General features: G+C 33.6%; 12 protein-coding genes. All 12 read right to left on the bottom strand.

Annotation, left to right across the window (positions count from 1 at the left end; all coding sequences use genetic code 11):
- Nucleotides 1–190 precede the first annotated feature (190 nt).
- The 12 genes from AAGU07_RS06355 to AAGU07_RS06300 all read right to left on the bottom strand — a co-directional run bounded on the left by AAGU07_RS06355 (nt 191) and on the right by AAGU07_RS06300 (nt 13207).
- Nucleotides 191–334 (bottom strand): hypothetical protein, encoded by a 144-nt coding sequence (locus AAGU07_RS06355; protein ID WP_342458293.1) that lies wholly within the window; start codon nt 332–334, stop codon nt 191–193.
- A gap of 155 nt (nt 335–489) precedes the next feature.
- Nucleotides 490–1311: a sulfide-dependent adenosine diphosphate thiazole synthase gene (locus AAGU07_RS06350; RefSeq protein WP_342458292.1), complete on the bottom strand. Its 822-nt coding sequence runs from the start codon at nt 1309–1311 to the stop codon at nt 490–492.
- A 169-nt stretch (nt 1312–1480) separates the two neighbouring features.
- Nucleotides 1481–2629, bottom strand: coding sequence for a tRNA uracil 4-sulfurtransferase ThiI (thiI, locus tag AAGU07_RS06345; RefSeq protein WP_342458291.1), 1149 nt, complete (start codon nt 2627–2629; stop codon nt 1481–1483).
- Between the two features lie 312 nt (nt 2630–2941).
- Entirely contained in the window at nt 2942–4075 is a 1134-nt protein-coding gene (locus AAGU07_RS06340; protein WP_342458290.1) for a PLP-dependent aspartate aminotransferase family protein, read from the bottom strand.
- Between the two features lie 272 nt (nt 4076–4347).
- Nucleotides 4348–5121: a DUF4013 domain-containing protein gene (locus AAGU07_RS06335; protein ID WP_342458289.1), complete on the bottom strand. Its 774-nt coding sequence runs from the start codon at nt 5119–5121 to the stop codon at nt 4348–4350.
- Between the two features lie 175 nt (nt 5122–5296).
- A complete protein-coding gene (locus AAGU07_RS06330; RefSeq protein WP_342458288.1) occupies nt 5297–6418 on the bottom strand; it encodes an AAA family ATPase in 1122 nt (373 codons plus the stop codon).
- Between the two features lie 221 nt (nt 6419–6639).
- Nucleotides 6640–7479, bottom strand: coding sequence for a TIM barrel protein (locus AAGU07_RS06325; protein ID WP_342458287.1), 840 nt, complete (start codon nt 7477–7479; stop codon nt 6640–6642).
- A gap of 54 nt (nt 7480–7533) precedes the next feature.
- Entirely contained in the window at nt 7534–8493 is a 960-nt protein-coding gene (locus tag AAGU07_RS06320; protein WP_342458286.1) for a radical SAM protein, read from the bottom strand.
- A gap of 205 nt (nt 8494–8698) precedes the next feature.
- Nucleotides 8699–9826 carry a DUF362 domain-containing protein gene (locus AAGU07_RS06315; RefSeq protein ID WP_342458285.1) on the bottom strand — a complete coding sequence of 376 codons (1128 nt, stop codon included), beginning with the start codon at nt 9824–9826 and terminating at the stop codon, nt 8699–8701.
- Nucleotides 9827–9907: 81 nt separating this feature from the next.
- Nucleotides 9908–11542 (bottom strand): hypothetical protein, encoded by a 1635-nt coding sequence (locus AAGU07_RS06310; protein ID WP_342458284.1) that lies wholly within the window; start codon nt 11540–11542, stop codon nt 9908–9910.
- Nucleotides 11543–11569: 27 nt separating this feature from the next.
- Entirely contained in the window at nt 11570–12499 is a 930-nt protein-coding gene (locus AAGU07_RS06305; RefSeq protein ID WP_342458283.1) for a lysylphosphatidylglycerol synthase transmembrane domain-containing protein, read from the bottom strand.
- A 75-nt stretch (nt 12500–12574) separates the two neighbouring features.
- Complete coding sequence (locus AAGU07_RS06300) at nt 12575–13207, bottom strand: PHP domain-containing protein (protein ID WP_342458282.1); 633 nt, start codon at nt 13205–13207, stop codon at nt 12575–12577.
- Nucleotides 13208–13220: the final 13 nt, after the last annotated feature.

Genomic DNA, 13220 nt, shown 5'->3' with positions numbered 1-13220 from the left:
TTACAAACTGCTATGATTTTAGCTGCCATAATACCAACTGAATTATTGTAAATGGGATGGGATGTTCTTTTATAGACATGCATCTCTAACATTTATTTTCTTCGTCTGTTTCTTTTCACTTTTACAAACTGCTATGATTTTAGCTGCCATAATACCAACTGAATTATTGTAAATGGGATGGGATGTTCTTTTATAGACATGCATCTCTAACATTTATTTTCTTCGTCTGTTTCTTTTCACTTGTACAAACTGCTATGATTTTAGCTGCCATAATACCAACTGAATTATTGTAAATGGGATGGGATGTTCTTTTATAGACATGCATCTCTAACATTTATTTTCTTCGTCTGTTTCTTTTCACTTGTACAAACTGCTATGATTTTAGCTGCCATAATACCAACCAGATTTGTTGTAAAAATAAGATTTTATATTTTGATTTATGTGATTTAAAAAAAAAGTTAAATGGCATTAAACCATGTTATATTCAATTTATTTGCTGATAGCTGCAGTTTCACTTGTTTTGGAGTTTTCACTACCTTTTAATTTTTCTATAATCAATTCAGCAACTTTTTCACCGGATAAAAGCATTCCTCCAAAGGTAGGGCCCATTCTTGGCTGACCGAAGGTGGTTGCAACAGACATACCAGTTACATATAATCCGGGGTACACTTCTTTTGTGTGTTCAATAATCGCGTCTTCTGATTTTTCAACCCACATTCCCTCGAATCCTTCGATATCTACAAGTCCGCGTTCTTCTAAAGACTTTACAACTACTGCGTCGTGTCCAGTTGCGTCTATTACAATTTTAGATTCAATTGCGACAGGGTCAACACATGTTATTGCTCTTGGAAGTGCAGAAACTGGTGTCCAGTTTATAACGGTACCACTAACGCGCCCTTCACGAACAACGACATCATCGAACTTTGTCATGTTGATTACTTTAGCACCAGCATCCATAGCGCTTGCTATTAACTTAGAACATGCATGGGGTCCATCTGCAACGAATAAGCCTTCTTTTACTTCTTTGTAGGGTACTCCAATCTCATCAAAGATTTTTTGACCAGGTGCCCTTACTGTTAACTTGTTCATGAGGTAACCGCCTATCCAGAAACCTCCTCCGAGATAATTGTTGCTTTCAATTAAGAGTGTTTTAACGCCGTTTTCTGCGAGTTTTTTAGCAGCTACAAGGCCGCTTGGACCTGCACCAACGATGATTACATCACTTTCAATGTAGTCTATGAATTCTTCGGCAAATCCTTCTATAATTGCCTTTGTTACGTCTTTTTCAGATATTTTTGCAAATATTTCCATTTTTAATATCCCCATTTTTTTCTTAACAATAGTTATATAACAATCGTTACATATAAGTATTGTGCATGGGTTTCTAATTTGGAAATAAGTGGTTTAAAGGATTTAACAAGAGTATTTAAAAAAAGATGTTAAAAAATAAAAGTTAGAAAATAATTAAGTTTTATATTTGTTATTCTTCAGTTTTAATGGAAGAAACAATCTTTTTAACTTCCGCGTCAAAATCAATTTCGTCCAGAACATCTAAAACTTTATCCAGTTTTGCATTTGTCTCAGGATACTGTGGAACAGCTGTACATCCTGGTGCAGGAAGTATAGAAATATCGAGGGTGCCTATTTTTTTCCCTATTTCTTCAATTTCAATTTTATCAAGTCCAATTAAAGGACTTAAAACTGGCATGGCTGTTGGGTACCTTGTTGCAAGTATATTTGGCAGGGTTTGTGATGCTACCTGTCCTAAACTGCTTCCATCAACGATTGCAAGGGCACCTTCTTTTTCGGCGATTTCTGCTGCGATTTTATACATTCCACTTTTACACAGGACACATGTTAAACGGACAGGGGCGTCTTCAATGCATTTTTTGAGGTATTCTCCGTACCCTGCCTCATAATACTTAAGTGGAGTAGGTGAGTATTCATTGAGTTTATCAACAATTTTAAGTACCTTCTCATTGGATCCTCCGGTGTAAGGGTAGTTGTTAAAATGAAGTATTATAACTTCAACTCCTCTTTTCATCATTAAAAATGTTGCAACAGGAGAATCAATACCTCCAGATACAAGTGAAATAACTTTGCCCTGTGTTCCAATAGGGAGGCCCCCTATTCCCTGGATCTTTTCGTGGTAGATATAAGTTTTACTATCCCTAACTTCCACAAAGAGTTTAAAATCAGGATTACTTAGATCAACCGGTGCACCTGTAGCTTTAACAACTACTGAACCGCAAAATCCTGCCATTTCATGGCTTGAGAATTCATGATTTCCTACTCTTCTGCATCTTATTGCAAATGTGTTTTCTTTTGAAAATGAGCCTTCAGCTATTAAATTTTCCACATACTTGTTGACAGTTTCTTCAATAACATCAAAATCAGTCTCTGTAGAGATTACAGGGCTGAATGATACTATGCCCATTGTTTTACTCAATACGTTATATGCATCATCAAAATTTTCAGGATACAGGAATACCCTTCCCTGGTTTATATCTATTCTGCATTTTAATTTGCGTTTTATGTTAGATATGAGCTTGTTTTCAAATCTACGCCTTACTTTTGGGCTTTTAACCCCAATCTCCCCATATCTTACAATTATAAGATCATAATTCATTGTAATTCCTCCAATTTAAAAAATAATTCATCGTATTTTAATATTTACTTATTATCCTGTTCATTGTCTAATATAAATAATTTAAAGTACTGGTTTATAATTAAATCTTTATTAAATTTAGTTAATTTAATGATTAGATGTTATTTGTCATTTAAGTCAAGAATAGTTATGGACTTTAAAAGTTATCCCTGATTTTAAATTAAAAGGACAATTCAAAATTTATTTCTTCTTGGGTTTATATTTAGAATTTTAAATATAAAAATTAAATTAAAGAAAATTAAAAGTTATTTAAATCTTCTTTATCTGGAATAATTATGCATTTAAAAGTGCTTTATCTAGATCTTCAATTAAATCAGCGGAATCTTCAAGTCCAATTGACAATCTAATTAGATCATCACTAATTCCTGCATTTTTACGGCCTTCTTCACCCATTGAAGCATGGCTCATACTTGCAGCGTGTTCAACAAGTGAATCTGCTCCCCCGAGGGATTCTGCAAGTGAAAACAGGTTAAGACTTCTTAAGAATGCACCTATGTTGGAATCAGTTTTAAATGATACCACTCCTCCAAACCCTTTCATCTGCTTTTTAGCTATTTCATGCCCCTTATGGGATGGGAGCCCTGGATAAAATACTTCACTAACCTTTGGATGATCCTGCAGGTATTCTGCAACAGCAATGGCATTTTCAGCATGTTTGTCCATTCTAAGAGGCAGTGTTTTTAGTCCTCTTAAAACAAGCCATGCATCGAAGGGTGCTTCACCAGTTCCTAGTCCATTTAGTTGGAAATGGACATCTTCTGCCAGTTTATCTGTTGTGGTAACTATTACACCACCAATAACATCACAGTGTCCATTTATGTATTTTGTTGTGGAGTGCAGTACAAGGTCGATTCCAAATTCAATAGGCCTTAAAAAATAAGGACTTGAAAATGTATTATCTGTAATTGTGAGTATTTCCTGTTCTTTTGCAATTTTTGAAATCATTTCGAGGTCTGTGATATTAAGTAATGGGTTTGATGGGGTTTCGGTCCAGATTAGTTTGGTATTTGGTTTGATTGCGTCTAAGATTTTTTCTTCATTGTCAAGCCTTAAAAACGTAAATTCCAATCCAAATTTGGTCATTATCTCGGAAAAAAGCCTGTAAGTTCCACCATAACAATCATCACAAACTATTACGTGGTCGCCTGCTTTCAGGAGGTGTATTGCTGTTGTGATTGCAGCCATTCCACTTGCAAATGCAAATCCTGCATTTCCTCCTTCAAGTGCCGCAAGCGCATCTTCCAGTGCTTTTCTTGTTGGATTGCTTGTTCTGGTGTAATCATGTTCTTTGGGCTTCCCTAAGTCATCAAAGACAAAATTGGAAGTCTGCCATATGGGAGTTGAAATTGCACCTGTTGCGGGACACGGTTGCCTTCCAGAATGGACTGATTTTGTGTTGAACTTCATATTCTACCTCCTTATTAATATAAACCTATTTTTTCATGTTTCATTCATTTAATCTGTATGAAATACTCATGGGGGGATAAGTATCTTCAGTTAAGTAACAATTGTTATATAACGATTGTTATATATGCTTTTCGGTTTTTAAAAATAATTATAAGAAAATTAAAATCCATTGATCAAAAACATAGATATTTTTCATATTGGAATAGCTATGATCATTTTTCTTGAGATATATTTAATAAAATGGAGTCAAAATAATGATGTTAATCAGTGTATCAGGGAGAAAGATGGGATTTATATATTAATGCCGTGAATCTTGCGGAAAATATCACGATATATGGGGCAATTATAAGTTCTGCAATCACAAAACCAATTATATTTGCGGATTCTATTATCTCTTCTAATACTGGCCACCCAATTGCAACTAGGCCTAAAACTACAATTAAATATCCAATTACTAATTCTTTTAAGCCTATTTGTTTAATTTTCCTTAATATATCTATTATTTTAAAGGCTTCTTTGAATGAACCTCCTTTAAAAGCCATGTAGGGTATTGCCACTGTAAATAATATATTTGAAATGAAGAATAAGAACGCTAAAAGGATTATAAGTAAGATTATTATATTTTCAGACAGTCCTGGGAGTCCAAAGTTTATTTGAGTAGAAAGAGCATCTACAATCATAAGAAAAATAATAATAGGTACTGCAGAATATATGATGAATATAATTATTTCATTAATCCCGTGTTTAAACATAGGAATGAAATTATTCATTTCAGGGGGTTTTTTAATCCCGGTTAAACTTTTTTCAATAATTTTGAATGTATAACCTGATTCTAAGATTGTGGCAATGCTTAATATTAAAAAGGCTAACAGAATAACAACTAGTGAAATACTATCACTTAATTTAACTCCGAAAAACTCTTTAAAATCAAAGTACTGGCTCAACAAGAAACTGCTAATTAAAATCATAAAACCCAGCGAAAGAAATGATTTTAAATTTAATAGTGGATATTTCGCTGAATCCATTAACATTCCATGTATTTTCATGATTTCAACATCCCGATTGAACTGTATTTATTATAATTTAACTTCATTTATCAATATTTGGATTGGCATTCTAAATATTGGAATGTCTAAGATAAAAAATGTATGGAATATCTATTTAAAAAAATAAGTAAATTAGAATGTTTATGTGTAAAAACATTCTATATATTTTGTTTAATTAAGCGAACATGTGTTTTGGTTCGTTTTTCTCAGTTTTATATAAGTTCAAGGCATATTCTACATGGTCCCATGTTACAAAATCAGTATCCTCAGAAATTGCTTTGTGAAGCGCCGTTTTTAATAACCTCTCTTTTATGTCCCTTCCAGACATGCCTTTACTGATATTTGCCAGCTTTTTAATGTCTACTTTCATTTCAACGGGCATAGTTTTTATATAGTTTTCAAGCATGCTCTGTCTCTGGTCTTTATCCGGGATCTCAAATTCTATTTCCTCTTCAAAACGGCTTCTTATTGCAAAGTCAAGCAGGTGTGGATTGTTTGTTGCACCTATAGTTACTACGCCGTAATTCTGGTCTATTCCATCCATTTCAGTAAGTAATGCATTCACAACTTCTGAAACGTCTCCTCGAAGGGACTGGTATTTCCTATCAAGTCCAATGGCGTCCATTTCATCTATAAATATAACTGAAGGAGCTGATTGGGATGCAGCTTCAAATAGCTCGTGTATTTGCCTTGCACCGTCTCCAACATGCTCTCCTATAAGCCTTGTAGCTTTTATAAGGAATAATGGAACTTTGAGTTCGTTGGAAAGGGATTTTGCAAGCATTGTTTTCCCTGTTCCAGGCTGTCCATAGAAAAGAACGTTTCGAGGTGCCCATTCTTTAAATTTCTCTGGCTCTTGTATATATTTCATTATTATCTTACATTTTGTTTTTGCACGTTCCTGGCCAATTACATCATCCATTTTAACGTTGGTTTCTATTTTTTTAATTTCCTCGTCTTCTTCATTTTCCATAAGGAATATTGAGGTATTTTCAGTTATTTTGGAATTATTTGGATGAGCTTTTATTATTTTAAATGCGTAATCAGGTAATAGTTTTTGATCAAAGAGAAAAGAGCCTTCGCAAACTTCATAGCCTTCCCATTGTTCCCTTGCATAGAGTTCAAAAAGTTCTTTATTAACTATCTCTATCTTTGGGCTTTCAACCAGATTACATAGGAATGGATAGCCAACTGACTGTAGGACAACAACTTTGGCTTCTTTTTTAGGCCCGTTTTGACTTGTTGGCATTTTTTTCTCTACTATATATGAATCAGGCGCTACATTGTTAAATTTCACTAATACACCTTCCAGCGTTAAATATAATGTTAAAAATCAATTTTCTTGTATATAAAAATTCGTAAGTTGGTTTAATTTTATACATCTTTATAGTATGGTATGTATGATTAGGAATAAAAACTTTAGCTTCAGATTGTATATAAACCTATGGGCATAAAAAAATGAAAAAATGGCTTTATTTTTGGTGTCGTACAGAATTATTGGTTGACATTTGCTCTATTTTATCCCCTCAAAATACTGCTGTATTCTTTTTTCATTTCCAATGCATCAATATCCAGGTAAGGAGTTTCACATATTAAAGTGACATTAAATCCATTTTCTGAAATTAATTCAAGTAAAGGGGTAAGGGGAGGTCCAAAGTTTGAATCAGAGAGTATATGATGTTTTTTCTCACCAGCATCTGTGTATTCTATCTTTGTAAAATGACAGTGAAGTGATTTTAAACCCAATTCATTTTCTATTTTATCAAATATCTTTGCATAATCCTCTTTAGTTTTAATAATTCCTCCAGACCGTGCATGCATGTGTGCAAAGTCTACTGTTGGGGTAAAATTATCAAAAGACAGGCATATTTCTATCAGCTCGTCAAGTGATCCAAACTGCGACTTTTTACCAGTAGTTTCTGGCGCAAATGTATAATTGTTAATTCCAAGCGCTTCAACTTTTTCTAAGAGTTCAGAAATAGCAGCTTTACATTTTTTCATGGCCTCATCTGGAGAATATTTTGTATAAAACCCCATGTGAAAAACTGTTCTGTATGAATTCATCCATTCTCCTGCTTTTGCAGACTGAACTAATCTTTCAACTGATTTTTTAATTGTATCCTCTTTTTGTGAGCATAAATTGATATAGTAGGGGCCATGCATTGAAACCAGGATATCATTTTTGGCTGCATTTTCGCCAAGTTCAAGTGCAGACTGTTTTGATATCCTAACTCCGTAAGTAGCTTGATACTCAAAAGCATCAAGCCCTACTTTTTTAATATAATCGCAAACTTGTGTGGTTTTACCTTTGTATCCTGTGGGTCTTCCTGCTGGACCGAATCTTATGTCTGGTTTCATTTAATCACTTTTTATAGTAGGTATCGTATAAATCTAATTTTTTAATTATTCAATTTAAAACCTATTTTTAATCTCATATTTTTTGCATATCCTGTCTGCCCTTTCAGCAAGGTCTCTCTGATATTTTGAAGTAGGATAAAAATTATCCCCAAATAAACGCTTTGTTTTTTCTAAAATTTCAGGGAAATTCCTTTCAATTATTTTATAATAAACTGTCTTACAATCATTAGATTCTTCTCCAAATAAAGTAAGGCCTGCAGTTAAAATTGAATCTGCCCCGTAGTTTTTAGCCATTACTACCATTTTCTCTATTTGTTTATCTGAATCAGACAAAAATGGCAGAACCGGTATGTAACATACTCCCACCTTAAAACCTTCCTCTTTAAACTTTTTCATGGTTTCAAGCCTTTCTTTAGGTGTGGGGGCATTGGGTTCAAATATTCTGGCCAGTTTTTCATCAGGGGTGGAGAAAGAAAAGGATATTATGGCCCCTCCTTTTAATTTAGGTTTTAAATCATGGGGTAAAATTGCATTTTCATTTATCTTCTTTAAAATGTCAATATCTCTTAAAACAAGGGTAGATTTAGTTAAAATACTAACGGGGAATTTAAACCTGTTTATTATCTGGAGAACAGATCTTGTTAATTTCAACTCTTCTTCGATCTTCGGATAAGCTTCACTGGAAGTTGCTAGGGCTATTAATCCGTACTCTTTGTTTTTTGCCCTTTTTTTGAGCTGTTTTACCAGGATATCTGAAGCATTTGCTTTGGCAGATGTTTTATGGGTGATATTTCCCCCGTAGTGGCTCCCTCGAATGTAACAGTAAAGGCAGTTAACTGAGCATCCATAGTACGGATTTAGGGTATAATCACTTAAAAACCATGAATCTCTCTTTTTATGTTTATTTAAGATCGATTTAACACTAATTTTATTTATTTTTGGTTGTCCTTCAATTTTTTCTCCAGTGTTTTCTGGCTTTTTGAAATCGTAAAGATCCATAATCATTATTGTCATTTTTTGACTAAAAAGATAACCTTTAAAACTTTAACATGTTTCAGACAAGTAAATATGTTTATATGGGCAGTATAACAACCAATGATTATTTAAGTGGATTACGTGGAAGCTTTTTTGAATTAATACGCATTGGGGATAAAAATTTAAATAATATTAAATATGACTCAAAAATAGATTTTAAAGGAATATATAAATTAACTGGGTATTAATATGGGTCCCAGTTTTTGATTTCTGTATACTCTGGAAAATCTCCATATGGATATTTATCAAATAATTGTCCCCAGTTTGTTTTTTTGTATTCGTTTATTTTCTTTTTTCCTGTTGTAGGGTACCAGAGTTTGTCATGGTAGAATTCAGATGCGAAAATAAACGTTTTAAATATGGGTGAGTTGAATAATAGATGGTGTAACCATTTGACGTTCATGGTGCTTTTTCTTATCCTTTGGTCCCATTTTACAACTGGGCTTCTGCTTGTTTCAAATTTGAAGTTTAGATTTTTCAGATCTACCTTATCCATTCCCACTATTTCAATCTGGTCCACATCACCAGTTCCAAGACCTTTATCGTGTGCTGTTTTGATGTAATCTATTTTTAGTGGGTCGAAGCCCATGATTTTAGCTGCAATGGCATCAATTGCCACCTGATCTTCACTGGCAAGGATAATATTTCCACAGTATGGTTCCATTGTTCTTGGACCTGCACCGTTTCCGCAAACCCCCCCGTCCATAACTGAGAAGATTCCTTTATGGATTTCTTTTTGAATTGCCAGTAAATCAACAAGGACTTCATGTATCTTTTTATGGGCATGGTGCCTGTATTTAGGAATTAATCCTCCAAAAGCATTCTTCATAGCCCCTGTAGTTGTGGTGTGGCCGTGGGTCTTTACTGTTGGGAAATGAATCACATTAGAACCGTAAAACATTTTTGGGACTAATACTTCGCCGAATATATCATTCATTGCGAGCATTTCAGATTTTGGTTTATGAGTTTCCCATTCTACGTCTGTTAACGGTTGAAAATCTATTTCCTTCTCCTTTAAGAGAGGTAACCATTTGTTATAGTATGCTCCTTTCCAGGGGTGAGTTACCACAGTCTGGTTTTCTACAGCTACGATGTCCTTGTAATCGTCCTTTTTTAATGTATTTAAAACCCCTTCAAGCTGCCATGGGGGAGTTGAACATGCTGGGTAGTAGAGTGTCCATGAAAGGTTGAGCTTTAAAACTGTTTTATCCTGTTTTGATAATGATTTTTCATAATCTGTAAGATGCATTAATTTGTAATAATCATCAATTACTGTTTCTGGTGATGTTTTAAGTAAAGCGACTTTTGACATGTTATTCACTTCAGTTTTTATTATCTATATCTTTTTTCCCAAATATATACCAATTTCATGTTTTTAAATTGAATTATATTTTTAACTATTATCCATATACTTCCCGCTTTGTTGAACGTCAGGAGGTAATTGGGAAGAGAATTCCTTTAAATTTTTGGTTAAATTCTCTGCATCTTGAGGATCAATTGCATAAAAAGAAACGGTGTCCATAAAACAAGTTATTCTATTGTTGATCTTCCATTGTCCTATTTTAACCCAATCAGAAGGTATTCCTCCTGTTAAATACTTTTTATAAAGATCTTCATAGACTATAATTACTTTAACATGGTTTTGACGCGTAATATTATCAATATCTTTTATAGTGTAGTTTTCCTTTAAAATTTCTTTAGAAACGTTTAGGCCACTTAATCCTAGTAGATCTACTGATTTGATATCTGTAGCGTAATTTACTGCACCTACATCATTTAAAGAAACTGCATCTCCTTTATAATATTTCTGTATAAACAGGCTCATCTGATACTGTTGATCGTAGATGTTATGGGTGGCTTTAGGGACCTCATTAAAGGAGCAATACCCTCTTCCCGCGAGGGAGACGAATAACACGAATATTATGGTGATTAATGTTAAATTTTTAGAAATCAATTTTTTATCCCATTTTGGAACTGCCGGCAAGTATTCATTTATACCAATGGCAATTGTCAGAATCCCTAAAGCTATAAGATATGCTTCATAACGGTAGAACCAGCCTGTTCGTGCTGCAATCATATGTAATGTGGCCGTGCCTATGAATGTAATAAGTAAGATATTTTGAGCGTTCCATAATCTCTTCTTTTCCCTGAAACGGAAAATCAATAGCCCAATGGCTAAAATCAATGGAATAAATATAAATAAATTTTGAATATTTAAAAAATTATTCATGAGCAGGGTTATACCATTTAATGAGAAAGCCTGAGTTTTAGCCTCCACAAAAATGGTTTTAGTTATAAGTGAATTGGGAAGGAAGAACCATCCATTCATGGTAGAATATATTCCGTATGCAAATACAGGGACCATACTTGCACCCAGTATTGATAATGACTTCCAAAACTCTCTTTTAATAAAAAACATGGCTGCAATAATTAAAACAATAATTAAATCTTCATAACGGACCGCAACAACCAGGGCTGCTAATATTGGGAGCATTATATACTTTAAATTGTTTGATTTATCTTCACAAAGCATTTTGACTCCGATAAAAGTAAACAAAACAATAATCACTATTTGCAGGATATGCTCCATGCCTGTAAATGCTAACGCAGGAATTGGGGTAAAAAATATTAAAAACAGCAAAAAAATCAGGTTGTACATGGGTTGCATTTTATAGTATCTGAATATGGAGTATGCTATGAAAATAAAAATTGTGGCAAACATGACATTTAATATGAAAGGAATAAATAAATTTACTCCAAACAAAAAATAGGCCAGAGATAACACTATTATCCATAGGGGCGACGATGAAGAAGATGTAAAACCGTATTTATCTACACCCCACACGCCGTGTAAAATTAGATTTTTGGCCATTGCCATGTGAATATAAGGATCATCAAGTACGTATGTGAAAATTCCCCGATTTATAGTAATGGATTCTCTAAATAGTATGAGTATAGTTATCCATAGCACAGCAACAGCGACTATAATTGGTAAATACTTTGATATGATGGAGAACTTAAGCTTCATAATAACTTTTATTCATAATTTAACTATTTATATTTGTTTTCCCATGATCTTCTTTTTAAAGATGAAATGTATCAAGAACCCTAAAATTGCCCCGAACCAGAGTGTTCCGAACCTTATTATTATGGCTACACCTATAGAATCTACTGATGTTAATCCAAAGTACTGCAGCATTCCTGAGATTGTGGCTTCTGCAATTCCAAGACCTCCCGGAATCATGCTTATTGCACCAACTAACGATGCGAAGCTGAATACAAATGTGGATAATATTAAGTTAAGGGATTGTCCAAATCCTACTATTACGAAGTAAAGCGCAAGGCATTCAAAGAACCATGCAAAAGCGCTTAAAAATGATAATCCCACTATATTTCTGGGGTGCATTAACTGTAGGAATGTGGCGTGCATGGTTTTGATATCTTTGGAATATTTTCCTGCCCTCTTCTCAAGTATGGAAATCAATATGCCTGAAATTTTTTCAGATCTTATGGCTATGAAGAATACTGCAAATATTAAAAGCAGTGCTGCTAAAATATAGATTCCATCTTTATAATACAGAATTCCAAGTAGAGAAAGTATAACTAATCCAATTACATCTGTAACTCTATCTGTAATCACAACCGGAACTGTTTTACTTAGTTTTTCGCCGTTTATGTCTCTTATTAACCATCCTTTCCATATTTCCCCTACTTTGGCAGGAGTTATAATCATTCCCATTCCGCTGAAGAATACAAATAAATTATCTTTAAGTTTTAAGCGGACGCCTGCACTTTTTAAAAAAAGACTCCACTTTAAAAAACGAACAAGATACGCTATCAAAACTAGAATAAGCATTAATGGGATGAAAACCCAGTTAAATTTTTCAATTGCAGTTAACAGGCTTCCAAAATCTGCGTATATACCCATTATAAGGTAAACAACAACTGCAAATAGGATAACCAGCCAAACTTTGTTATTTTCCATACTTTAGCACCTGATTGTTGTTAGAAACACACTGTAACTATTTCGTTGTAATGTTTTCTAAATTAATGTTAGTTATTAGAAATGTTTTTTCCATGTCTTTAACATCTTTGTAAAAACATGATTCAAACTGGTGGATGTTTTACCAAACACCTGTAAATTATTTTTTAAGATAGCTTCATAAATGTCATCTGTTTCTACTATTATGCCGGCATGTCCTATTTCATTTGCAAAATGAGCATCACTCCCTCCAGTTACTCCTAATTTATATTTTTTTGCAAATTTACCTGCATTATCATTATATTTCTTTTTAACACAGCGTGAATTGAATATTTCAATGTTATCAATATATTTAACATCCTCTTTGGCAGGGAATGATGCATATCTCCATTCGTCAAAGGGGTGAGGGAGGACCACTATGCCGTTTTGCGCTTTAATTTCACCTATAACATCATAAAAATCCTTAGATTTTATTTCTTCAGATAAAAATAGCCCAATTACTTCTCCTTTAGTTGTCATGACTTCTGAACCGATTATAACCTTAAAATCATTTGTTTCATATTTTTTTGCTTCTAATCCTCCTTTTATGGTATTATGATCCGTAATTGCAATACCATCTAGGCCTTTTTTAATGGCAACTTTAATGATCTTTCGAGGATCAAGAATTCCATCTGAAGAATATTTTGAATGAGAGTGAAGATCGTATTTCATTTTAGGCTCCTAA

Origin of the sequence: Methanobacterium sp., assembly GCF_038562635.1 — an archaeon.
Classification (GTDB): domain Archaea; phylum Methanobacteriota; class Methanobacteria; order Methanobacteriales; family Methanobacteriaceae; genus Methanobacterium_D.
This window is presented reverse-complemented; position numbering and strand designations above follow the sequence as displayed.

Bases quoted from the DNA above. Each gene is read 5' to 3' on its own strand.
- thiI (WP_342458291.1), bottom strand. From the start codon at position 2,629: ATGAATTATGATCTTATAATTGTAAGATATGGGGAGATTGGGGTTAAA.
- AAGU07_RS06310 (WP_342458284.1), bottom strand. From the start codon at position 11,542: ATGAAGCTTAAGTTCTCCATCATATCAAAGTATTTACCAATTATAGTC.
- AAGU07_RS06305 (WP_342458283.1), bottom strand. From the start codon at position 12,499: ATGGAAAATAACAAAGTTTGGCTGGTTATCCTATTTGCAGTTGTTGTT.
- AAGU07_RS06350 (WP_342458292.1), bottom strand. From the start codon at position 1,311: ATGGAAATATTTGCAAAAATATCTGAAAAAGACGTAACAAAGGCAATT.
- AAGU07_RS06315 (WP_342458285.1), bottom strand. From the start codon at position 9,826: ATGTCAAAAGTCGCTTTACTTAAAACATCACCAGAAACAGTAATTGAT.
- AAGU07_RS06320 (WP_342458286.1), bottom strand. From the start codon at position 8,493: ATGACAATAATGATTATGGATCTTTACGATTTCAAAAAGCCAGAAAAC.
- AAGU07_RS06325 (WP_342458287.1), bottom strand. From the start codon at position 7,479: ATGAAACCAGACATAAGATTCGGTCCAGCAGGAAGACCCACAGGATAC.
- AAGU07_RS06340 (WP_342458290.1), bottom strand. From the start codon at position 4,075: ATGAAGTTCAACACAAAATCAGTCCATTCTGGAAGGCAACCGTGTCCC.
- AAGU07_RS06300 (WP_342458282.1), bottom strand. From the start codon at position 13,207: ATGAAATACGATCTTCACTCTCATTCAAAATATTCTTCAGATGGAATT.
- AAGU07_RS06335 (WP_342458289.1), bottom strand. From the start codon at position 5,121: ATGAAAATACATGGAATGTTAATGGATTCAGCGAAATATCCACTATTA.
- AAGU07_RS06355 (WP_342458293.1), bottom strand. From the start codon at position 334: ATGTTAGAGATGCATGTCTATAAAAGAACATCCCATCCCATTTACAAT.